The following is a 23061-nucleotide window of genomic DNA, read 5'->3' as shown; positions in this document are numbered from 1 at the left end:
CACGTGCATACGGTGCTGACATATGCACGCTATTGACGGGCGTGGAGACCAGGCGATGGGCGGGCAGCAGGATGTAATCGTGATCGGCGGCGGGATGGCCGGCTGCGCGGCCGCGCTCGGCGCGGTGGAAGCTGGCGCAACCGTACTGATGCTGGAAAAAGCCACGTCCGGAAAAGGCAGCACCTGGCAGTCGGCCGGCTCTTTCGCCTTTGCCGGGACCGACCTGCAGCGGGCAACCGGGCACGAGGACAGCGCCGACCAGTTGGCGCGCGATCTGATCAAGGCGGGCGGTGGCCGCAACGATTCCGCGCTGGTCAACCGTTTTGCCGAACGGCAGCTGGACACCTACGAATGGCTGCGGCGGCATGGCGTCGATTTTCAGCGCGTGCAGTTGAGCGGCGGGCAGGGCGTACCGCGCAGCCATGCCTGCGATCCCGGTCTCGCCATGGCCGCGCTCGAAGCCAGCCTTGCCGCCCACCCGTCGTTCCGCCGGATCGACAACTGCGGTGCGGAACGGCTTTCCCGCCAGGAAGAAGGCTGGACCGTGACGGCGGACGGCGTGGATTACCGGGCCGCGCAGGTGATCATCGCCAGCGGCGGCTTCTCCCGCTCGCAGCAGCTGATCCAGACCTTTTGCCCCGATCTGCTCGCGGGCACCCCGCTGGGAGGTTTCGCCAATACCGGCGACGGGTTGCTGATGGCGATGGCGGCAGGCTGCGGGCTGGTCGACATGGGCTATGTCAAAGGGACCTTCGGCATGCCCCTGTCGAACTACCCCGAACCCACCCTCACCGCACCGGATGGCATGTTCCTGCTGATGGCGATCTACCGCGGGGCCATGGCGGTCAATCTTGAGGCCAGACGCTTTGTGAACGAGTCGCTGTCCTACAAGGAGATCGGCGGCGCTTGCCTCGCCCAGCCCGGCGGCGTGGCGTTCCAGGTCTTCGATGAAGGCGTGATGGAGCAGGCGCAGCCGATCCCGTCGAACATGAACTTCCGCGAAGCTCTGGCACGGGGCATCGTCAAGACCGCCGATAGCGTGGCCGGACTGGCTGCAACCGTCGGCCTTGACCCCGCCGCGCTCGAGGCATCCGTTGCCCGCTACAACGCCATGGTGGAACAGGGCGAGGATACGGACTTCGGTCGCGCCACGATGGCTGGCAATGTCGGCAAGCCCGCCGCGCTCACCCGCGCGCCATACTATATCCTGCCCTGCGCCGTGGCGGTCACTGGCACATTCTGCGGCATACGGGTTGACGCCGATGGCCGGGTTTTGGATCCTTACGGCGATATACTGTCCGGCCTATTCGCAGCTGGCGAAGTGACCGGGGGGTTTCACGGCGAGAGCTACATGAGCGGCAGCGCACTCGCCAAAGCTGCCGTCTTTGGACGCATCACCGGACAGACAGCTGCGGGCCGAGGGTAACATGCCAAGTTATCTGTCCTGACGGCGCGGTTCCTACTTTATAATGCGAAGCTCATTGCCCTGATGCGCTTTTGCCATGGCGCCTCACCCCTACCAAGAGGCCTTGCGGCAAAGGCTAAGGCGCGACGCAAATGAAGGGTTTGCGCGTATCACGTTGCGGAGAGGTGCGCGGCGGCTTCCGCCTCGGAAATCACTTCGGCATATTTGGCCTGAAGGTCAAATAGGTTGGCTTCGTGCGGGGCGCTGTGGCGGTCGCCGCAGGCATCGCGCACGACAAAGGGCAGGAAGCCGTGCTGGCAGGCATCGAGTGCGGTGGCGCGGATGCAGCCCGAGGTGGAGGTGCCGCAGATCAGCACGGTATCGACGCCGAGCGAGGTGAGCGTGGCGGCGAGGTGCGTGCCGAAGAAGGCCGAGGCATAGCGTTTGGTAATGACCAGATCGTCGCCTTCGGGACTGAGCGAAGGGGGAAACGCGCCGAGCGGGCTGCCGCGCTCGAAGACCCTGAGCGCGGGAACCTTGCGGTAGAACACACCGCCGTCGGCGCCGGCTGGGGCATATTCGACGTTTGTGAAAATCACCGGGATGCGCGCGGTGTGGGCCGCCTCGCGCAGGCGCACTGCGCTGGCGAGGGCGGTTTCGATGCCGGCATAGAGGGGGGAATCGGGCTGCAGGTAGGCTTCGACCAGATCGACGATGACGAGCGCGGGGCGCTGGCCGAAGGGCAGGCGGCCATCGAAGGCGCCTTTGTAGTTCTCGGCGAGATCGTCTGCCCCGCTTCCCATCAGATCACGCCCTTGTCCGCCATCGCAGCGAGCTCCTCGGCGGAAAGGCCGAGCAGCTCGCCATAGATCTCCGCATTGTGCTGCCCGACCACCGCAGGGGCAGGCCGGCGCACGCTGCCGGGCGTGGCGGAGAAGCGCGGGAATGTCGACTGCATCTTGAGCGGGCCGAAGCGTTCGGTCTCCACTTCGATGATTGCGCCGCGCGCCTGGAAGTGCGGATCGGCCAGCATGTCGGGCGCGCGATAGACGCGGCCTGCCGGGATCGAGTGTTCGATCATCAGCGCATCGACCTCGTCCATCGTCAGGGTGCGGGTCCAGGCGTCGATCAGGGCATCGAGCTCGTCCTGGTTCTCGCCGCGGGCGAGGTGGGTGGCATAGCGCGGATCGTCGCCCAGTTCGGGCTGGCCCATGGCGACGGCAAGCCGCTTCCACAGCGAATCCTTGTTTGCGCCGATCATGAATTCGCCATCCTTGCAGCGATAGACGTTGCTGGGGGCGATGCCCTTCAACACCGAGCCCGACCGTTCGCGGATCAGGCCCATGCGGTCGTATTCGGGGACGAGGCCTTCCATCACCTGCAGCACGGATTCATAGAGCGCGGTGTCGATCACCTGGCCTTTGCCGGTGCGTTCGCGCACGTGCAGCGCGGCGAGCACGCCCATGCAGCCATAGGTGGCGGTGAGGGTATCGCCGATGGAGATGCCCATGCGGCTGGGCGGGCGATCGGGTTCGCCGACAATGTACCGCCAGCCGCCCATCGCCTCCCCAATGCCGCCGAAACCGGCGCGGTCGGAATAGGGGCCATCCTGCCCGTAGCCGGACATGCGGGCAATGATCAGGCCGGGGTTTTCCGCCAGCAGCACGTCGGGCCCGAGGCCCCACTTTTCCAGCGTGCCGGGCTTGAAGTTCTCCACCAGAACATCGGCGTGGGCGATCAGGCGCTTCACCAGCGCCTGCCCTTCGGCCACGCGCAGGTTGGCGCTGACCGAGCGCTTGTTGCGCGCGATGACCTCCCACTGGACCTTTTCCGCGCCCTGGCCCCAATCGCGCATGGGATCGCCGGTTACGGGCGGCTCGACCTTGATCACGTCGGCGCCCATGTCGCCCAGCAGCTGGCCGCAGAACGGGCCGGCCAGCAGCTGGCCCAGTTCGACGACGCGGATATCCTTCAATGCACCGTTGTTCACGATCTACTCCGCAGCTTCCTGGGCCGCCAGCACATGCGGCCATTCGGGCTGGATAGGGGCGGGGAGGCCGGTCTCGGCCTCGCACGCCGCGCGCAATGCGACGATCCCGGGGCCGAAGTCAAACAAGGGCAGCGCGCCGCGGCCGTCACGCAGTTTCGCGCGCAGCGCCTCGGTTGCCGCCGGATCGACCACGCCCGTTGAGTCGGCGACAACGCCATAGGCGCGCGCACCTTCGGCAGTGACGAGACGCTGGACAATCTCCTTGCCCACCAGCGCGGGATCGCGATCGAGCGGATCGCCCCAGCCTCCGCCCCCCCAGGTGATGAAATGGAGCTGGTCACCTGCCTCCACAGCGACCTCCTCCACCTTGTTGCCGACAATGGTGGACGTGCCATCGGCTTTCTCCAGCACCTTGCGCGCGCGGGCGCCGGGGTGGCCACCGTTGACGCCCCACGGCGGCACGAACCAGCGATCGTCGTGAATGGAGATGGTGCCGGCGGAGAGGAAGCGGTAGGTCATGTGGATGCCGTTGCCGCCGCGGTGGAGGCCCGCCCCGCCGCTGTCAGGCGCGGTTTCGTAGCGTTCGATGCGCATGGGGAAATAGCGTTCGAGGAATTCGTTGGGCACGTTGGTGAAACCGGGCCACAGTGAGTGCCCATCGGGACCATCGCCCAGCGGACGCCCGGGGATGCCGCCGAAGCCGATCTGGAACAGCTGGAACCACTGGTTGCCCTTGCCCGGGCGCGTGTCGTTGCCTGCATAGAACAAGTGCGGCGAGGAAGAGAAACCGGCAGCGTTGAGAAATTCCGGCGTCTTCTGCCCGAGCAGGCCACCCAGGATATCGAAGATGCGGCCCAGCGCATGGGTGCGGCCCGAAAGCGCGGCGGGGAAGCGCGGCTTCAGCAACGAACCTTCGGGAATGCGCACATCGATCAGATCATAAAAACCGTCATTGAACAGGATCTGCGGATCGAAGACCATGATCATGTAGATGCCGAAGAACATCTTGAACATGTTTTCGTTGAGATAGAAGTTGATCGAGGCCGCCGATTGCGGGTCCGTGCCCGCGAAATCGAGCACAACGCGATCGCCTTCGCGCCACATGGTGCAGCGGATGCGATAAGGGCCATAGCCCATGCCATCGTCGCAGATGTAGTCCTCGAAGCTCACTGGCTCCTCGCTTACCGCCTGGCCGAGCAGCGTCTTCATCGCGCGGTGGTTGCGGGCGAGCAGCTCCTGCGTGGCGGAGTAGTAGACGTCGTCGCCAAAGCGGGTCGCGATCTCGATCACCCGGCGCGCGGCGACGCGGCACGAGGCGATCAGCGCGTTGAGATCCGCCGCGCACCAATCGGGCTTGCGCGTCTGGTGCATGACAAGACGGACGAGGTCTTCGTTGTATTCGCCCTTCTTCCAGATCTTCACGGGCGGGATGCGCACGCCCTCTTCGAAGATCGAATGCGCGTTGATCGGCATCGAGCCGACGACCTTGCCGCCGATGTCGCTTTGGTGCCCGAACATCGAGGTGTAGGCGATCAGGCGCCCGTCCTTGAACACTGGCAGCAACACGAGCCAATCGTTGGAATGGCTGATCGCGCCGCCGACCGAATAGGGATCGGACAGGAAGATCATGTCGCCGTCTTCCAGGGTGCCGTCCCAGTTCTGCAGGAAGCCGTCGATGAAGCTGCCGAACTGGCCGACGATCATCTTGCCCGCAGGATCCGCAATCAGGGGGAAGGCATCACCCTGTTCACGGATGCCGGGCGACATCGCAGTACGCACCAGCGTGGCGTCCATTTCGATGCGCGCATTGCGCAGCGCGTTCTCGATAATGTCGAGCGTGACCGGATCGATTTCGACCCGGGCAAAGGGGACGGCATTGGTCTGGACGATGGTTGCAGGCATGTCGCGTCCTCTCTCAGGCCAGGTCGATCAGGATGTTGCCGACGCGGTCGACCGTGCCGACGCATCCGGATTCGATGAGCGTGGTCGAGTCCATCTCGCAGACGATGGCGGGACCGGGGATCACGTCGCCCGCCAGCAGCTTCGCCCGATCGTAGATGACGGCGGGCATCAGGCGCCCTTCCATCCACACTTCGTGATCGCGGATCCTGGCCGCAGACGGATCGCCGGTGCCGGCGGGCAGTTCCGCCGCGGGCAGATCGAGCGCACGACCGAGCGCGACGGCGCGCAGGTTCACGATCTCGTGCGGGGTGTCCATGTTGAAGGTGAACAGCCGCTTGTGCTCTTCATCGAAGCGGGCGAGGATTCCGGCAATGCCATCGGCGCGCAGAACATCGGGGGTGATGGTCAGCGGCACTTCGAAGGCCTGACCGGCATAGCGCACGTCGACTTCGAATTCGGACGCGATCTCGGCCTCGGGCACGCCATCGGCGATCAGTTCGGCCCGGGTCTGCGCCGCCATTTCATCGAGCACGGCGATGAGTTCTTCGGGAACCGTTTCGGTTGCCAATCGGCTGAACGAACGTGCCGTTTCGGTTCTCATCCGCGTGGTCGCGTCACCCAGCGCGCAGAGCACGCCAGGGCTGACCGGTGACACGGCGGGCCAGGAGCCCATCAGCCGCGCCACGGCGTTGACATGCAGCGGACCCGCGCCGCCGAAGCCCATCAGCGCGAAATCGCGCGGGTCATAGCCCTGCTGGACCGAGATCATCCGCAGGGCGCCGAACATGTTCTCGTTGACGATATCGATGATGCCGCGCGCGGCGGCCATCAAGTCGATGCCCAGCGCATCGGCGACGGTCTGCACCGCCGCCTTGGCGCCTTCGCGATCGAGCTGGAAGGTGCCGCCGAGCAGGTTTTCCGGCAGGTAGCCCAGCACGACATTGGCATCGGTTACGGTGGGGGCCGTGCCGCCTTTTCCATAGGCGACCGGCCCCGGCACCGCCCCTGCGCTCTGCGGCCCGACCCGAAGGGCTCTTGTCAGCTCAGGGACATAGGCGATCGAACCGCCGCCCGCGCCGACCGTCTTCACATCGAGCGCGGAGGCCCGGACGGAGAGGTGGCCCACTTCGGTGGTGCGCTGGCGGCGTGGTTCGAGATTTTCGATCAGCGCGACGTCGGTGCTGGTGCCGCCGACGTCGAGCGTGAGGATGTTGCGGATACCGGCATTGCGGCCCACCCAGATGGCGCCGGTGACGCCGCCGGCGGGGCCGGACATGAGGATGTTGACCGGGTGCTCCTCCGCCTTCTGCGCGCTCATCAGCCCGCCGTCGGACCGCAGCAGCGAAAGCTTGCCGACCATGCCTTCGCCGGCAAGGCGGTTGCGCAGGTTGGCGACGTAGCGGCCGACGACCGGGCGCACCGCGGCGTTGGCGACGGTGGTGAGGGTGCGTTCGTACTCCTGCATTTCGGGCAGGACTTCGTGGCTGAGCGAGACGGGCACGCCGGGCAGGGCTTCGGCGGCGATCTGGCCGATGCGCGCTTCGTGCGCGCCGTTGGCATAGGCGTTGATCAGGCTGACGGTGACGGCTTCGACCCCGTTGCCCTTGAGCACGCCAAGCTGCGCGCGCACGTCAGCCTCGTCGAGCGGGCGCACTTCCTCGCCCTCCGCGCTCATGCGGCCCTTGACGGTCACGGTGTCCTCCAGCGCGGCGAGCGGCTGGGGCTTGGGCCAGATGATCCAGCCGGCAAGGCCACCGGGCACGAAGCTGCGCGCGATCTGCATCACGTCGCGGAAGCCTTCGGTGGTGACGAGGCCGACGCGCGCTCCTTTGCCTTCGAGTACGGCGTTGGTGGCGACGGTGGTGCCGTGTAGGAAGAAATCGATCTGCGATGCGGCGATCCCGGCCTTGCCGCAGATGGCGGTCACGCCGTTGAGGATGCCCTCGGAACTGTCATGCGGGGTGCTGGGCGTCTTGTGCCGCCAGAACGCGCCGGTTTCGGTGTCGAACAGCAGGAGGTCGGTGAAGGTGCCACCCACATCCACGCCCAAACGATAGCCCATCGAACGAAAGCCCCTTCTTTCAAGCCTGCTTCGGGAAGGGCGGCGCCTTGGCCACCATGCCCGGCAATTGCCGATCCATCACGCCGCCCAGCCAGTGATTGGCGGCAACCAGTTCGCTCAACGAAAGCCCGGTGGAAATGCCGGCCCTTTCAAGCATGTAGACGACATCCTCGGTGGAAACGTTGCCCGCCGCGCCCGGGGCAAAGGGGCAGCCGCCCAGGCCACCGATCGCGGCATCGACCGTGCGCGCGCCAGCCGCCACCGCGACCCACACGTTGGCAAGCCCGGTGCCACGGGTGTTGTGGAAATGGACGCGCACCGGGATCGGCGCGATCAGATCACGCACCTTGCCGACCATGCTGGCGACCTGCGCCGGATTGGCGACGCCGATCGTGTCGGCAAGGCCGATCTCGGCCGGCGCGTCGGCGGCCAGCGCCTCGGCCATGGCCAGCACGCGCGCTTCGGCCACTTCGCCTTCGAACGGGCAGCCAAAGGCGGCGGCGATCGTGACCTGCGCGGAAAGTCCGGCCTCGCGCGCGGCGGCAAAGATGCCGCGCGCGGCATCGACCGAGCCGTCGCTGGTCTGACCCTGGTTGGCCATGGCGAAGGTGTCGGTCGCCACGGAAACCGCACCGAGCTGTGCGACGCGGCCGGTGGCAATGGCGCGATCGGCACCGCGCCGGTTCATGACAAGGCCGATGAAGGTAACGTCGTCGCGCGCGGGCAGGCCCGCGCAGACGTCCTCGGCATCGGCCATCTGCGGCACTGCGCGCGGATTGACGAAGCTCGTCGCCTCGATCCGCCGGGCCCCTGCGGCAATCGCCCGCTCGATCAGCGCAAGCTTGTCTGCCGTGGCGATAAGCGCCTTTTCGTTCTGCAACCCGTCCCGAGGGGCAACTTCGACGATCTCGACCGAATTTGTATACATCATTCCGCTGCCTTCGCTTCGTCGACCAAGCCGATGCCGCGGTGTGCGTCGGCATAGGCGTGGTAGGCGCGCAGGATATGGCTGCTCATGATCGCCTCAGCCCAGGCGCCATCGCGCCGCGCGAAGGCTGCAGCCAGTTCCTCATGCTCGCTGTGCGAACGGTGCAAAGCCTCGCGGCTGTAATGATGTGCCGTGCGCCAGACCACCGGCTGTTCAATCAGGGTGCCGAGCAGTGCGGCCAGGCGGCGCGAACCCGCCGTGTCGAGGATCGCGGCGTGAAATTCGCGATTTGCCTCAAGAAAGCCCTCGATATCCGGCTGGGGGCGACGGATTGCGACTTCCAGCGCCCGATTCGATGCGCGGATGCGGTCCAGCGCCTCGGGCGTCATGCGCTCTGCCGCGCGGCGCGCCGCCATCGATTCCAGCCTGGCGCGCAGGTCGAAGGCGTCGGCCACATCGTCGATCGACCAGTCCGCCACGAAGCTGCGCTGGGTATCGGTGCGCAGCACCAGAAGGTCGGTTTCCAGCCGCCGCAAGGCTTCACGCACGGGGGTGCGGGACACGCCGCAGCGCTCGGCCAGGGCCTCCTCGCCCAGCTGCGCCCCGGCCGGCAGTTCGCCGGACAGGATCATGCTGCGGATGGCAGCATAGGCGCGGTCGGAGGCACGCGACATCAAAACACTCCAAGGAACTTGACCAACCCGATTTGTATACAATAGTCTCTCGCCTCATCAAGTCGCATCTCTGCGTTGAGGGCAACAAGGGCGGCGACCGAAGGGGTAAGGCGGCAACGGGACCGGCATCAGGACCCGATCGATCCGCCGTGAACAGGGAGCATACCGATGCGCGTTTCCCAATGGCTTGTTTCGGCATCCGCGGGCGTTCTCGCCCTTTCCGCCATCCCGGCGCTGGCGCAGGAAGCGCCGCAGGCCGACGCCGCAGGCGCTGCCGCGGGCGAGGACACGATCATCGTGACCGCGCGCCGCCAGAACGAGCGGCTGCAGGACGTGCCGGCCTCGGTATCGGTGCTGACGGCGCAGGCGCTGGCCAACACCGGCGCGACGGCGGCGGCGGACTTCGTCAACCTGACCCCCGGCGTAACCATCGTGACCGGCACGGCCGAAGCGGGTGACACGCAGATCAACATCCGCGGCATCAACGGTGCGCGCGACGCGGAAAGCTCGGTCGCGCTGGTGGTGGACGGCATCCTCAAGACCAACACCGCGCAGCTCAACCAGCCGCAGGGCACGCTGCAGCAGGTTGAAATGCTGAAGGGCCCGCAGGGCGCGCTCTATGGCCGCAACGCCGCCGCCGGCGCGATCGTGCTGCAGACGCTGAAGCCGACCGATACGCTGACCGGCGCGGTCAAGGCCTCATACGGCATGTACAACACCATCGAAGGCACGGCGCATGTCGCAGGCCCGCTGGGTGGCGGCGCCGGCTTCGTGCTCTCGGGCTATTACTACAAGACCGACGGCTTCTATCACAACGAGTTCACCAACAATTCCAAGACCATCGACGACAAGGAGAACTGGGCGCTGGATGGCCGGGTGATGTTCGGCCAGGGCAGCCCGACGCAGGTCGACATCAAGGCGCGCTATGCCGAATTCCATGGCGCCTCGCTGCCGTTCAACGCCGCGTTCGCGCTGCCCAACTTCGCGGGCGTGAACCCCGCGTTCTACGAGGACGTGAACAAGCACCAGTTCCACTTCTATAACAACATCCGCGCCACCAATGACCAGAAGAGCTTCGACGCCTCGATCAAGCTGGACCAGGAACTGGGCGACAACCTGAAGCTGGTGGGCTGGGCCCTCTATTCGAACGTCAACCAGGACCTGGTGGCAGACGGCACCTCGGCCGACTTCGCGCGCTATATCAGCGCGGCGGACCCGCGCGTGGCCGGCGCGGTCAATTCCTGCTTCGCCAGCACGGCGGCGCTGACCGGCTATCCCGTCAACCAGCCGGGGTTCATCGGCCAGATCCCAGTGCCGTTCATCTTCGCGCCGGCGACCGGCTCCACCTTCGGGCCCTATAGCCCCACCACCTGCGACGGCACGCAGTACCAGCTGCGCAAGCAGCAGGACTTCTCCACCGAATGGCGCCTGATCGGCGACATGGGGGACATCAACTGGCAGGTCGGTGCCTATTACCTGCACATCAAGCGCACCGTGGGCGTCAGCCTTGGTGCGGATACCGGCAATGGCGTGATCAAGCAGCTCTACAACGCGCCCGACAGCACCAATCCCACCTCGCTGCTGCTGGCGGACCGCTTCAAGACCGACGTGTTCGCCGGGTTCGGCTCGCTCGAGTACAAGCCCAGCCCGCAGTTCGACCTCGGCCTCGCGCTCCGTTATGACGTGGAAAAGCGCAAGAGTTCGTCACTGGTGCCGACCGTGCTCGATCCGTTCACGGGCGGTCCGATCAACCCCGGCCAGGCCTTCGGCACGCTGCAGCCGCAGAAGGCGACGTTCAAGCAGTGGGAGCCCAAGGTCTCGATCAGCTGGAAGCCCACCGACACCCTGAATCTCTACGGCAACTGGGGCATCGGCTTCAAGTCGGGCGGGTTCAACAACCAGGGGTCGGCGGCGCTGATCAAGGCCAACTTCGTGGACTTCATCAACGCCAACGTGAACATCACCGACCGCTACAACAAGGAATGGTCGAGCGCGTTCGAGGCGGGGATCAAGGGCAGCCTGCTGGACGGCAAACTGACCTTCGACCTCGCCGGGTACTACACCCAGGTCCACAACATGCAGTTCTTCGAATTCTTCGTCGGCAGCTTCGGCCTGCTGCGCGTGGTTTCGAACATCGACAAGGTGGACATCAAGGGCGTGGAGCTGAACGTCACCGCCAAGCCCGTGCGCGGGGTAAAGCTGTTCGGATCGTTCAACGTGACCGACAGCGAGATCAAGAAGAACAGTGCGCGTCCCAACACGATCGGCAACAAGAGCCCCTATACCGCAGACTACACGATCAACGCCGGGATCGAGATCGAGCAGCCGCTCAACGACAGCCTGCGCTTCTTCACCCGCACCGATTATCGCCTGACCGGGCCGACATGGTTTTCGAGTGTGCAGAACCAGAGCGGACCCACGCTGTTTTCGGGCCTGCTGCCGATCTCGGCGCTGGGGCTGCCAGCCTTTGTGGGTGATGGGAAGTTCGACCGCACACGCCGCGCCGCCTTTGGCATCGTGAACATGCGCGCAGGAGTGCAGGGTGACCGCTTCTCGGTTTCGGTCTTTGCGGACAACCTGCTCGACAAGGCCTACCTCGCCGAAGTGATCCCGGCGATCGAGTTCGGCGGATCATTCATTTCGCCCGGCGGGCGCCGCCTGGTGGGCGTAGAAATGGGTGCGAAGTTCTGACAGCGGAGGAGTGCGGCATCGGGCTGGCGATGCCGCACTCTTCGCTCAGACCAGGCGGTAGACCTGGATCAGGCGCCCGTTCTCGCCCGGCTTGAGCTGCGCGTTGTATTCGGGCGGCACAGGATAGGTGAGTGTGGCGACGAACACGCCTTCGCGCAGCCAGCCATACTTCTTGCCCGAGACGTTGAAGGTGGGCAGCAGGCGGAACTTGTCCTCGGTGTAGGACAGGCCGACATTGTGGATGATTATCTGCGCGCCGTCGTCGGTCTTGAGGCGATAAAGTGCATCGACCACCCAGACACCATCGGGACGGACCACCGGGAAGTCACCGCCACCCGGAATGACGGTCCCCTTGATGTCGCGCCCGGTGAAGTAGCCGCCGGTGATCGGCCAGACGACATCGCGCTTGCCATCTGCGGCAGTCAGATCGTCCTGCGGGCCCATCGGTTCCGGCTCAGAGCAGACCGGCACGATATCCATCACCCACTCCACGCCAGGCTTGTCATAAAGCCGGGGCTGGCCAGGCGCGGGTGCAGCCGGTCCGGCGGCACCCGCGCCTGACGCGGCGAGGGGAACTGATGCGCCGATCAGACCGAGCGCGTTGCGGCGGGAAATCGTCATGCGGGGGGTCTCCTCTCCATCGTAGCCCACAGTGCCATAGCGGGTTTTGAACTTCCTATCCCATTTGGGATATGCGTGACCTGTGATCACGGGTCTACCCCAAAGTGCCAGATCAGGCTGCGAGCCACTGCGACGGTCTGGCAGGGCAAAAAAAGAACATGAGGAAACAATGACAAAGCCGATCATCTCGCTTGCAGCGACCACCGCTTCAATGGCCATTGCATTGGCGACAGCGCCATCTGCAACCGCGCAGGAAGCCAGCCAGACTGCCGCTGACCGCCCGGTCGACAATGGCGTGGCGATCGGCGAAATCGTGGTGACGGCGACCCGCCGCGCGGAAACGCTGAGCAAAGTTCCGGCATCGGTGACCGCACTGGGGCAGGTTTCGCTCGACCAGCGCGGGATCAAGGACATCTCGGGCGTGGTGCGCCAGACGCCGGGCATCCAGTTCGACCCCAACGGTTTTGGCAACCAGTCCAATATCGCCATCCGCGGCGTCAGCTCCACGGTGGGTGCAGCAACCACCGGCGTCTATATCGACGACACCCCGATCCAGAGCCGCCAGGTTGGCTATTCCACCACCAACGTGTTCCCTGCGGTATTCGACCTGCAGCGCGTGGAAGTGCTGCGCGGCCCGCAGGGCACGCTGTTCGGCGCCGGCTCGCAGGGTGGTACGGTGCGCTTCATCACCACGCAGCCGAGCCTGACCGACACGCGCATCTATGCCCGCGCCGAGGCTTCGAGCACGGACGGCGGCGCGATGTCGGGCGAGTTCGGCGTTTCTGCCACGACGGCGCTGGTGCCGGGCGAGCTGGGCCTGGCGGCCAGCGTGTGGTTCCGCCGCGATGGCGGCTGGGTGGACCGGACCAACGGCAACCCGGCGCTGACCGGCAGCAAGCTGTACGAGAACGTCAACCGCAACGAAACGCAGGTGGGCCGCTTCGCGCTCAAGTGGGCGCCCGTCGACGGCCTCGAGATCACGCCGTCGCTGTTCTACCAGCGCAAGGTGACCAGCGACAGCGACGTGTTCTGGGAAAGCCTGTCCAACCCCGACGAGGGCAGGTTCATCAGCGGCGCACCGCAGGCCAACCCGGACAATGACCGGTTCTACCTGCCGGCGCTCAACATCTCCTATGAGTTCGGCGGTGCGCAGCTGATCAGCAACACGTCGTACTATGTGCGCGACCAGCATGCCGAGATCGACTATTCGACGCTGTGGCCGGCAGTGTTCGGCGGATCGTCGTTCATCGATCCGGCCTATCGCTCCACCGCGTTCATGCGCAACGACCAGCGCACCTTCACGCAGGAAGTGCGCCTGCAATCGACCGCGAAGGACGCGCGACTGAGTTGGGTGGTGGGCGCCTTCTTCTCGAAGTCGGTCCAGCATTTCGAGGAAGACGTGCTCGATCCGGACTTCTCCTCGATCTTCGGCGGCGTCCCGCCCGAACTGATCTTCGGCGTGCCACTGGTGCAGGGCAAGTACTCCCTGTCGGGCTTCGGCCGCGGCTCGGACGAGCAGCTGGCCGGGTTTGCCGAAGGGACCTTCGCCATCACGCCGACGCTGAAGCTGACTGGCGGCCTGCGCGTTTCGCACACCAAGTTCGAGGGCAGCTCGCTGTTCGACGGGCCGGTTTCCGGCTTCCAGCTGCAGACCCCGCAGAAGGTGACCGAAAGCCCGGTGACGCCGAAGGTCTCGGTCAACTGGCAGGCGACGCCGGACATGCTGTTCTATGCCACGGCGGCCAAGGGCTATCGCATCGGCGGCACCAACGCGCCGGTGCCGCTGTCGGTATGCGGGGCCAACCTCAACGGCTATGGCTTCAGCGACGTGCCCGGAACCTACAAGTCGGACACGCTGTGGAGCTATGAAGCGGGGGCCAAGGGCCGGGTGGGCAGCGCGGTGAGCTTTGCCGCAAGCGTGTTCATGATCGACTGGAAGGACATCCAGCAGAACGTGTACCTGCAGAACTGCGGCGCGCAGTTCACCGCCAACCTGGGCAAGGCGAAGAGCAAGGGCTTTGACCTGCAGGGGACGGTGAAGGTGGCGCGCGGCCTGACGCTCGACGGCACGCTCGCCTACACCAATGCGTACCTGACGCAGAACCTTGCCGGCGGCGCTCTGGCAGCGGCGGGCGATCACCTGGAAACGCATCCGTGGACGGCAACCGTTGGTGGCATCTACGAAGCACCGGTGGGCGACAGCTCGACTGTCTATTTCCGTGGGGACTACCAGTACAAGAGCCGGGGCAAGATCACCACGATCACCGACCCGCGCACCAACTCCTATGATCCGAACGCGCTGCGCACGGCACCGCTCAACTTCGCCAGCCTGCGCGCGGGCCTGCGCACCGGCCCGGCGGACATTTCGGTGTTCGTCGACAACCTGACCAACGACCGCGCGATCCTTTCGCGCACGATCGAGGTGACAGGGGTGGGATCGTATCGCAACATCGCATTGCGCCCGCGCACCTTCGGCATCACGCTGCTGGTCCGCCAATAAGAATGACCCGTTCGAGAGAGGTTTTCCCGATGATCCGACGTTCGATCTTCCTGCTGGCGGCCGCGGCCGCAGCGATCACGCAGCCCATGGCACAGGCGGGTGCGCAGACGGCCGCCCCGCACGTGCTGCCCGACGGCAGCGTTCCGCCCGGGGTGAAGGCGGTGCGCCAGCACATGCTGGAGCAGCCGCAGAACATGCTGATCTTCCACAGCATCGACCAGCTGTTCCAGGCGCGACCGGTGCCACGCAGCGGACCGGTGGCGCCCCTGGCACGAACTGACATGGCGCTGCCGGATGCGACCATCGATGGCAAGCCGATGGGGGTGGATGCATGGGAAGACCGAACCTACACCAACGCTTTCCTCGTCATGCGCGATGGCAAGATCCTGCGCGAAAGCTATCGCAACAACACGGACGAGCGCACCCATTACATCTCGTTCTCGATGGCGAAGTCGATCACCTCGATGCTGGTTGGCGCGGCGGTGGCCGAAGGGGCGATCAAGTCCATCGACCAGAAGGCGACAGACTACGTGCCCGAGCTCAAGGGCACCGGCTATGACGGCGTGACCATCCGCCAACTGCTGCAGATGCGGTCTGGTGCGGATTTCGAGGAGCGCTATGACTTCGGCAGCAACCCGAGCCCGGCGGCGAAGATCTTCCTGAACGCGATCGTTGCCAATACCGAGCGGTTTGCCGACACCGCCTTGCACGTGGGTCGCAAGTGGACGCCGGGCAGCCACTTCAACTACTCCACGCTCGATACCTCGATCCTCGGCTGGATCCTGGAGCGTGCAACAAAGGAGCCGCTGGCCACCTTTACCACGCGCGCGCTGTGGCAGCCGATGGGCATGGAATCCTATGGCTTCTGGATGGCCGACGGATCACCGGGCACGGGACGCGAACTGAACGGCATGGGTTATAACGCCACGCTGCGCGACTATGCGCGACTGGGCCAGATGATGCTGGACAACGGCCGCTTCAATGGCCGCCAGATCCTGCCTGCGGACTGGGTGCAGCAGGCGACGACGATCACCTCCAATGCCGACGCCGGGTCCCCGCCGCCACCGGCATCGGTGACCGACCCATTTGCGCGGTCGGGCTATGGCTTCCAATTCTGGACGCTGGACGACACCGGCGCCTACATGGCGCTGGGGCTGCAGGGACAATTCATCTACATCCACCCCGCCACACGCACCGTGATCGTGAAACTAAGCTATTTCCCGCAGGAAGGATCGCCTGAAAGCGGCCGCGCGCTGGACGAGACATTGGCCTACTTCAAGACGCTGGTAAACTGGAAGGGGTGACCTTTCGGAAAGGCCGCGCCGGTCCGTTCAGGATTGGCGCGGCCTTGCCGCGCGCAGGCGCGCGGCAGCCTGTTCGGGCGTGAGATCGCGCTGCGGTTCGGCCAGTAGTTCAAAGCCGACCATGTGCTTGCGCACCGTGGCCGAGCGCAGCAGGGGTGGCAGGATGTGGGCGTGGAGCCGCCAGTGCGCCGTGTCATCCGCCAGTCCGTGCGGCGCGCCGTGCCAGCCCATCGAATAGGGAAAGTCCGTGTCGAACAGCGCATCACAGGTGCGCAGCAGGAGCGGCAGGATTTCGGACAGCGCGCTCCGCTGTGCCGCGTCAAGCTGTTCCAGCCGGCGCACGTTGGCACGAGGCATGAGCAAGGTTTCAAAGGGCCAGACCGCCCAGAACGGCACGAAAGCGACCCAGTGTTCGTTATCGACAATTACGCGGCTTCCATGCTCCAGTTCGGCCTGAAGCACATCGTGGAGCAGCGTGCGCCCGGTGGCGGCATGGTGTGCGCGCTGGCGCTCGTCTTCCCGCAAAACGATCTCGGGAATGAAATCGCCGGCCCAGACCTGCCCGTGCGGGTGCGGGCTTGACGCGCCCATCATTGCGCCCCTGTTTTCGAATATCTGCACATGGGCCCAGCGTGATCCGAGTTCGGCCGACTGGGTACACCAAAGGCCGACCACTTGGCGCATGGCGGGCAGATCCATGCGAGCAAGACTGAGGGCATGATCGGGCGCGAAGCACAGGACGCGCGCCTCACCCCGGGCGGGCATGGCTTCGAACAGGGGATGGGCCATGGGAGCTTCCGCCTGTTCCAGCAGCGCAGGGAAATCGTTGGCGAAGACGAAGGGACCGGCATAGTGGGGGTTGCGAGTGCCATCGGCCCGCAAGTTGCCGGGGCACAGATGGCACGAAGGATCGTGATGCAGCGTCGGCGGCTGTGCAGTGCTGGCGGTTTCCCCCTGCCACGGACGCATGGCGCGATGTGGCGAAACGAGCACCCATTCGCCCGTTAGCAGGTTGCGGCGGCGGTGCGGCGTCTCGGTCAAAGGCATGAGGCCATCTTGCCCGTCACGGAGGCCATGACAAGACGAACTAGATCGGCCTGCCGTGCCGCGCCGGTCTTCGCCAGGACGTGCTTGAGCTGGAGCCGCGCCGTCCCTTGCGTGATTCCGCGGCGGCTGGCGTAGTCCTGAACGGATTCTCCGACAGAGATGGCTGCGGCGAGCCGGGCTTCTGCCGAGGTCAGGCCGAACAGGCAGGCCAACTCTTCCATCGAGGCATCGGGCGGGCGCTCCGGCTCTGCCAGGACAAGCGCCACGGTATCGTCGATCGCGATGGCGGCCCGCTGCAAGCCGACAATCTTGATTTGCAGCGGCATCGCGCCGGGTAGGCCGAGCGTGATTGGCGCCAGCGCGACCTTGCCCTGGAGGCGCTGGCGGACGAGATCGTGAAGGGCCTTCATCACCGGTGCGGCATCGTTCCACAGCCGGTCCTGCCGGATCGAAAGGTGGGGCGAGCGGGCGAAGAGCGCGTTCGCCTCATCGTTGCACCATACCACGTGGAGGTTGGCATCGCAGATCACGGTGGCTGTGCCCACCGCATTGGCTGCGGCGGTGACATGGACCGATGACTCCGTAAGGTCTCGCAACCGCGTGGCGAGACCCACCGCTTGGCGCAGGTGGGGCAGAAAGGCCTGGAAGAACCGCTCCTCCTTGGGCTGGATATCGCGCAGATCGCCTGCCTGGCGATGCAGGATCAAGGTGAAGTGGCGCCGGGAGGCGAGGGGAAAGCTGACCCAGAAGCCAGAGCCCAGACCGATAGCGGCGAGTCCTTGCCGGACTGCGCTCAGCTCTTTGGGCCGGTTGCTGAAAACGCGCAGATCGCTGCTGATCTCAGGCTTCTTGCGCGGACCGACCCCGGTGAATCGGGGGTTGTCCGGTGCGGCGAGCCAGTGATCGTGGGCTGAGGCATTGGCCTGGGAACGGCTGTCACGCGCAAGCCACATCTGTTCGAAGCGATCGGCCCGCGCACGCAGCACCTGCACCGCGGCATTGATCGTGCCGAAGCGGGTGCACAGCTCATCGAGCAGGGGCACCCATGCCTGTTCGCTGTCCGGCGTGCGATAGAGCTGCTCAAGCAGTCCGGCGCCCAAGGTGACGTCCATCGTTATCCCTGCCGTGCCGCGGGTTGCCACGCGACCATGCCGTTGGGCAAGCCGGCCCGCAAGCAGCAAGGACATTGCCAACGCACACCGCTGCCCCTGCGATCGGTTCCAGAGCTGGCCAATTCGGGCCAAGCCATTGCAATCAAGCCTGTGTCCGGTTGCCGGTCGGGTGCCATATGTCGCTCATCGATAACGGAAATCGGATCGTAGTGGGGCGTGTCAATGGTTTCTGATGAAATCTCTTCGCAACCGTGCCACTGTTCCGATCCTGCTTGCGGCCATTGCGCCACCAGCCTTCGCCACAGAGGCGGGTGCCCCGCCGGCCCCCGCACCGGCCCCCGCACCGGCCCCCGCACCGGCCCAGGCTGCCGGCACGCTCACCTTCACACCCGCCGATTTCGCGCGCTTCGCCCCACGCAATGCGCTCGACATGCTCCGCGTCGTGCCCGGCTTCTCGATCCGCGAGGCCGAGGTCGCGCGCGGTCTGGGGCAGGCGAGCGGCAATGTGCTGGTCAACGGGCAAAGGCTGTCCAGTAAGTCGGACGATATCTTCACCCAGCTTTCGCGCATTCCCGCGGCTACGGTGGAGCGGATCGAGCTGGTCGATGCCGCGACGCTGCAGATCCCCGGCTTGTCCGGCCTCGTCGCCAACGTGATTGCGCGGACGGACAGATTTTCCGGCCAGTACCGGTGGGAGCCGCAAGTGCGGCCGCATTATGCTCATCCGCGCTGGTCGAGCGGCGAGATTTCGGTCAGCGGGCGCAGAGGCCGGGTGCAGTACACGGTCAGCCTGGTCAATGATGCCAACCGTGGGGCCGCCGGTGGGCCTACGGTGATCCGCGATGCTTCCGGCCGCGAGGTCGAACGGCGGCACGATGTGTTGACAAGCGATGAGGACAACCCAAAGCTTGCCGCGCGCCTCGTCTTCGATGGTCCCGGTTCCTCGGTGGGTAATCTCAACGCCTCAATCCAGAAGATCTGGTCGCATTACGATGAGCGCTCCGTTCGCACCCGGCCGCCAGCCGATATGCCGTGGGGCGGGCCAGACCGCCGGCGCAGCATTACCGTACGCAACGACACGTGGAATTGGGAACTGGGCGGTGACTATGAATTCGCTCTTGGTCCCGGGCGGCTCAAGCTGATCGGGCTGAACCGGGAAAGTCACGAACCCTATCGCCAGACCGTGATCACCACCTATGCTGACGGAAGCCCCACCGACGGTGACCGCTTTGCGCAGGTGGGTGACACCGCCGAGCGCATTGCTCGGGCCGAATACGGCTGGAAAATGTTGGGTGGCGATTGGCAGCTGGCGGGGGAGGGCGCGTTCAACTCGCTGCGCAACGTCGCGGCAGTGGCCGCGCTGCAGGGCGACGGCACCTTTGCCGAGGAACCGTTTCCAGGCGGCACCGGCGGGGTAAAGGAAGATCGTTATGACAGCAGCCTGTCCTACAGCCGCCCCGTGTCGAAGAAGGTCACGCTCCAGTTCGTCGGCGGGGCGGAATGGTCAACCCTGCGCCAGTCCGGGGAAGGGGGGCTGACCCGTCGCTTCTTCCGGCCAAAGGGCTCGCTCTCGCTGGCGTGGAAGCCCGATCCCCACTTTGACCTCTCGCTCAGGCTGCGCCGCCGCGTGGGTCAGCTTTCGTTCTATGATTTCCTCGCCCGCCGCTTCCTTGACAACGGTAACGCCAATTCCGGCAATGCCGAGCTCGTGCCGCAGCAGGACTGGACGCTCGAGATGGAGGCCAACAGGAACCTCGGTCGCTGGGGCTCCACCAAACTGCGCCTCATCGGGCGGCAGGTGGCAGACTATGTCACCGTTGTGCCCGTGGCCAATGGTGGCGAATCCGTGGGTAACGTGCCTCGGGCGCGGGTGAGGATTCTTGAAAGCAACACGACACTGCAGTTCGAACCCATTGGCTGGAAGGGCGCGAGGCTCGATATTCACCTTCTCTATCAGCACACCCGTCTGAAAGACCCGGTGACCGGGCGGACCATCACCTACAGCGCAATCACCGACAAACTGCTTGAGCTTGACCTGCGCGATGATCTGCCTGGCACAAGCTGGGCGCTTGGCGGCTCGTTCAGCTATTCGCACAATACGCTGGGGTACCGCGTGGGCGAATACGGACGGGATTACGAAGGCCCGGTATTTGCCGGGCTGTATGTCGAGAACAAGGATGTCATGGGCCTTACCGTGCGCCTCACTGCGGACAACCTTCTCAACGCCCGACGGCGCTGGGACCGCGTGGTCTATGCCGGCTCCCGCAACACTGCGCCCATCCTGTTCACGGAAACGCGTGACCAGCTGATCGGGCCAATCTTCACCCTTTCAGTCAAGGGTAGCCTCTAATATATTCAGATAAATATCCGTTAATTTCTTCCTGATGGTTGACTGGTGGGGACATCGCTGGAATGAATGCAATATATGTCGCAACCCAGATGCGCGGCGAAAGGGGATACGCTTGACCGAAGCAGACAAGCCGCGCCCGCCACTGCTACCCGGCCTGATCGTTGGAACTGCCGGGCTGATCGTGCTCGGTGTCCAGCCCCTGCTCTATGGCGCCTATGTCCATCAAGGATTAATCGATGAGGCCCGGCTCGGCTCGCTGGCAGCGGCGGAAATCAGCGCGATCGCATTCGGCAGCGTGGGAGGGATTGCCCTCCTGCGCCGCTGGCCTGCTCGGATCGTAGGCTTGCTTGGACTTGTGTTGCTGGTCTTTGGCAACCTTGCGCCCTTCGCCTTGACACTTTTCATCACGCGCATCGTCGCCGGGGCGGGTGGGGGCGCGCTGGTGTCCATCGCCGCCACGCAAATCGCCGGGCGTGACAATGTCAACGCTGCCAGCGGCGCGTACCTGCTGCTTCAGGCGACCAGCCAGTACGCCGTGCTCCAGGGCTTCTCGCTGTTCGCGCCAGCTGCCTCGGCCATGGCGGTGCAGCAGGCACTCGCAGGGATGGCTGCCGCCGCGGGTCTGTTGCTTCTGCTGGTGCCGCATACACTGCGCCCCCACCAAGAAGAGTGCGGCTCAGGTCTCCCGCCTGGCGGTGGCTGGGTCGCGCTGGCCGCAAGCGCCTTGTTTGTCGGTGGGGCAGTCGGTACCTGGGCCTATTTCGGTGTCTGGCTGGAGGCGGCAGGACTTGCCGGAGATGGGGTTGCGGCACGGCTGACAGCGTCGATGGCGGGCCAGATGATCGGCGCAGTTATTGCAATCGCGCTCGGCACCCGGCGTCATTCCAGCCGACAGGTGATGGCTGCAGGCCTTTTCCTCATCGCCGCACTTGTGCTCCTGCTGCTGCGCGGACCGGATGGTGTGGCTGGCTGGGCGCTGATCGCGGGCTTCGGGGTTGCTTGGATGATCGGCACCCCGGCGCTGTCCGGCCTGCTACTGGAACTTGATCCCACCCGCCGTAGCCTGCCCTATGCCGCATCGGCGCAACTGCTCGGCGCGGCGGTCGTGCCCACGCTCACCGGGGAACTGCTCGCCGCACATGGGCTCGATCTGGTGCTTGCCTGCTCGGCTGTCCTGTTTGCCGCAGCCATCACCACCGTCCTTGGCGGTATGGCGCTGCGACAGACCAGACACCATCGGACTCTGACACCCCCCATTCATAGCGGGCCTTCAGCTGAATCCCAAGTAGGCAGCAATGGAACCGCACCAGCGCCAGGCAACCGTCGATGAACCGTCGTCCGTCCTGCACCATCGGCATCCACATATTGCGCATGTCACCTTCTTCCCACCGACCGGGATCCCGCTTCACGCCCCAGCCAAAGCCCCCGCGGCGCCTCACGTAATGCTCCACATCGAAGCCAATCAGCCGCTCGACCCATTCCTCCATCGCCCCGAACCCGGTGGCAAGGATCACCGCGGGCGGGGAGCTGCCGTCCGCTATCTCCAGCCCGAATTCAGTCGCCGCCCCACCTTCACGCCGAATTCAAGGGCGATACCGTCGCTGCGATCAGACCGGAGGAGCGTCAACCTTGTGATAGCACAGCAAAACCGTTCGCAAGAATTTACTCGTGCTTCCGGTGGGACTGCCGCGGCGGCCACCACCCAATTGGCGTGCCGCTTGCGCAACGGAAACCCGTGTCCGAGCGGGTTCTGCAGCATGACTGACAGAGCACGAGCGCGGCATCCCAGATGCCGCCAATAACCGGTTGCCGCGCCACAATGGCCCTAACTGCGTCAGCACCCCATGCGTCGCCAGCGATCAGCCGGACGGGAGCAGATCGCTCCACATCCCTTCGGGCAGAAACAGTCTGGCGACGGCCGCATCATCGTCCTTGGCAACGGCCCGGGCCAAACGGGCGATCCAGCCGGCTTCATCTGTCACACACACACACACACACACACACTCTCTCTCTCTCTCTCGCGCGCGCGCGCCCTCCCAGGCCTGGCGGCGTGAGGAACGCGCACTTAGCTGGATGCCGAACATGCGCGGGATTTTACAGTTGACTTGGTCTGGCGAGATCGCTGGGGAGAGCGAAGACATGATCATGACATTGATCAGGTTTCTCCGCAGATCGCCACTTTTCAGCGGTCGTCCGGCGCGCTCCACCCAGCCCGCGCCACTGCGCCTTGTTCGATGCCAAGTTGTCCGCAATCAGGGTAGGATGAAGAGGCGCATGCCCCATCAACATCGCCCCTGATAGCTTTCGCCCGCCAGCGGAGGGCCAGTCCGCAGGTTCCCCGCGTCCAAAAACTTCGGCGCCTTGAATAGCTGGTCGATGAGTTGAAGCGCAACTGCCGGTTGAGAAGGTCAGTCTTGAAACCTAACTTCATCGACATAGCGCAGCCTGTGAAAGAGCGATGCGCACGGTGCAAGC

Annotated in this window: 15 protein-coding genes; 6 read left to right on the top strand and 9 right to left on the bottom strand. The window is 65.1% G+C overall.

Translation table 11 applies throughout. The features are described from left to right. The first annotated feature begins 22 nt into the window (after positions 1–22). Positions 23–1426: an FAD-dependent oxidoreductase gene (locus POM99_RS15775; protein ID WP_277279437.1), complete on the top strand. Its 1404-nt coding sequence runs from the start codon at positions 23–25 to the stop codon at positions 1424–1426. Between the two features lie 149 nt (positions 1427–1575). On the opposite strand, the gene POM99_RS15770 is transcribed toward POM99_RS15775, so the two are convergent. Genes POM99_RS15770 through POM99_RS15745 form a run of 6 tightly spaced genes read right to left on the bottom strand, consistent with a single transcriptional unit; the run spans position 1576 to position 8961 of the window. Then, complete coding sequence (locus tag POM99_RS15770) at positions 1576–2208, bottom strand: N-carbamoylsarcosine amidohydrolase (protein WP_277279436.1); 633 nt, start codon at positions 2206–2208, stop codon at positions 1576–1578. Continuing rightward, the gene (locus POM99_RS15765; RefSeq protein ID WP_277279454.1) at positions 2208–3398 is read right to left on the bottom strand and encodes a CaiB/BaiF CoA transferase family protein; all 1191 of its coding nucleotides are present in this window, start codon (positions 3396–3398) and stop codon (positions 2208–2210) included. The genes POM99_RS15770 and POM99_RS15765 overlap by 1 nt, the downstream gene beginning before the upstream one ends. Further along, on the bottom strand, positions 3399–5297 hold the full coding sequence (locus POM99_RS15760) for a hydantoinase B/oxoprolinase family protein (protein ID WP_277279435.1): 1899 nt from the start codon (positions 5295–5297) through the stop codon (positions 3399–3401). A 13-nt stretch (positions 5298–5310) separates the two neighbouring features. Next, complete coding sequence (locus POM99_RS15755) at positions 5311–7359, bottom strand: hydantoinase/oxoprolinase family protein (protein WP_277279434.1); 2049 nt, start codon at positions 7357–7359, stop codon at positions 5311–5313. A gap of 19 nt (positions 7360–7378) precedes the next feature. Then, positions 7379–8287, bottom strand: coding sequence for a hydroxymethylglutaryl-CoA lyase (locus POM99_RS15750; RefSeq protein WP_277279453.1), 909 nt, complete (start codon positions 8285–8287; stop codon positions 7379–7381). Next, positions 8287–8961, bottom strand: a complete 675-nt coding sequence (locus POM99_RS15745) for a GntR family transcriptional regulator (RefSeq protein ID WP_277279433.1) — start codon at positions 8959–8961, stop codon at positions 8287–8289. Before POM99_RS15745 ends, POM99_RS15750 begins: the two co-directional genes overlap by 1 nt. Before the next feature lie 168 nt (positions 8962–9129). Here POM99_RS15745 and POM99_RS15740 point away from each other — a divergent pair, with 168 nt between their 5' ends. Continuing rightward, a complete protein-coding gene (locus POM99_RS15740) occupies positions 9130–11652 on the top strand; it encodes a TonB-dependent receptor (protein ID WP_277279432.1) in 2523 nt (840 codons plus the stop codon). Between the two features lie 45 nt (positions 11653–11697). On the opposite strand, the gene POM99_RS15735 is transcribed toward POM99_RS15740, so the two are convergent. Beyond that, positions 11698–12273, bottom strand: a complete 576-nt coding sequence (locus tag POM99_RS15735; protein ID WP_277279431.1) for a DUF3237 domain-containing protein — start codon at positions 12271–12273, stop codon at positions 11698–11700. Positions 12274–12442: 169 nt separating this feature from the next. Here POM99_RS15735 and POM99_RS15730 point away from each other — a divergent pair, with 169 nt between their 5' ends. Together POM99_RS15730 and POM99_RS15725 are read left to right on the top strand one after the other, a co-directional pair. Continuing rightward, positions 12443–14773: a TonB-dependent receptor gene (locus tag POM99_RS15730; protein WP_277279430.1), complete on the top strand. Its 2331-nt coding sequence runs from the start codon at positions 12443–12445 to the stop codon at positions 14771–14773. A gap of 29 nt (positions 14774–14802) precedes the next feature. After that, on the top strand, positions 14803–16077 hold the full coding sequence (locus POM99_RS15725) for a serine hydrolase domain-containing protein (RefSeq protein WP_277279429.1): 1275 nt from the start codon (positions 14803–14805) through the stop codon (positions 16075–16077). A 27-nt stretch (positions 16078–16104) separates the two neighbouring features. Here the strand turns inward: POM99_RS15725 and POM99_RS15720 are convergent, their stop codons facing one another. After that, on the bottom strand, positions 16105–17124 hold the full coding sequence (locus POM99_RS15720; protein WP_277279428.1) for a UDP-glucose--hexose-1-phosphate uridylyltransferase: 1020 nt from the start codon (positions 17122–17124) through the stop codon (positions 16105–16107). Beyond that, positions 17115–18266, bottom strand: a complete 1152-nt coding sequence (locus tag POM99_RS15715; protein WP_277279427.1) for a helix-turn-helix transcriptional regulator — start codon at positions 18264–18266, stop codon at positions 17115–17117. The genes POM99_RS15720 and POM99_RS15715 overlap by 10 nt, the downstream gene beginning before the upstream one ends. Positions 18267–18468: 202 nt before the next feature. On the opposite strand from POM99_RS15715, the gene POM99_RS15710 reads away from it, so the two are divergent. Then, complete coding sequence (locus POM99_RS15710) at positions 18469–20586, top strand: TonB-dependent receptor plug domain-containing protein (protein ID WP_277279426.1); 2118 nt, start codon at positions 18469–18471, stop codon at positions 20584–20586. Between the two features lie 34 nt (positions 20587–20620). Continuing rightward, positions 20621–21916 (top strand): MFS transporter, encoded by a 1296-nt coding sequence (locus tag POM99_RS15705; RefSeq protein WP_277279425.1) that lies wholly within the window; start codon positions 20621–20623, stop codon positions 21914–21916. Positions 21917–23061 lie beyond the last annotated feature (1145 nt).

This window comes from Novosphingobium cyanobacteriorum, assembly GCF_029436685.1.
GTDB lineage: Bacteria > Pseudomonadota > Alphaproteobacteria > Sphingomonadales > Sphingomonadaceae > Novosphingobium > Novosphingobium cyanobacteriorum.
This window is presented reverse-complemented; position numbering and strand designations above follow the sequence as displayed.

Bases quoted from the DNA above. Each gene is read 5' to 3' on its own strand.
- POM99_RS15710 (WP_277279426.1), top strand. From the start codon at position 18,469: ATGAAATCTCTTCGCAACCGTGCCACTGTTCCGATCCTGCTTGCGGCC.
- POM99_RS15755 (WP_277279434.1), bottom strand. From the start codon at position 7,359: ATGGGCTATCGTTTGGGCGTGGATGTGGGTGGCACCTTCACCGACCTC.
- POM99_RS15705 (WP_277279425.1), top strand. From the start codon at position 20,621: ATGGTTGACTGGTGGGGACATCGCTGGAATGAATGCAATATATGTCGC.
- POM99_RS15730 (WP_277279430.1), top strand. From the start codon at position 12,443: ATGACAAAGCCGATCATCTCGCTTGCAGCGACCACCGCTTCAATGGCC.
- POM99_RS15745 (WP_277279433.1), bottom strand. From the start codon at position 8,961: ATGTCGCGTGCCTCCGACCGCGCCTATGCTGCCATCCGCAGCATGATC.
- POM99_RS15725 (WP_277279429.1), top strand. From the start codon at position 14,803: ATGATCCGACGTTCGATCTTCCTGCTGGCGGCCGCGGCCGCAGCGATC.
- POM99_RS15735 (WP_277279431.1), bottom strand. From the start codon at position 12,273: ATGACGATTTCCCGCCGCAACGCGCTCGGTCTGATCGGCGCATCAGTT.
- POM99_RS15740 (WP_277279432.1), top strand. From the start codon at position 9,130: ATGCGCGTTTCCCAATGGCTTGTTTCGGCATCCGCGGGCGTTCTCGCC.
- POM99_RS15750 (WP_277279453.1), bottom strand. From the start codon at position 8,287: ATGTATACAAATTCGGTCGAGATCGTCGAAGTTGCCCCTCGGGACGGG.
- POM99_RS15760 (WP_277279435.1), bottom strand. From the start codon at position 5,297: ATGCCTGCAACCATCGTCCAGACCAATGCCGTCCCCTTTGCCCGGGTC.
- POM99_RS15775 (WP_277279437.1), top strand. From the start codon at position 23: ATGCACGCTATTGACGGGCGTGGAGACCAGGCGATGGGCGGGCAGCAG.
- POM99_RS15770 (WP_277279436.1), bottom strand. From the start codon at position 2,208: ATGGGAAGCGGGGCAGACGATCTCGCCGAGAACTACAAAGGCGCCTTC.
- POM99_RS15720 (WP_277279428.1), bottom strand. From the start codon at position 17,124: ATGCCTTTGACCGAGACGCCGCACCGCCGCCGCAACCTGCTAACGGGC.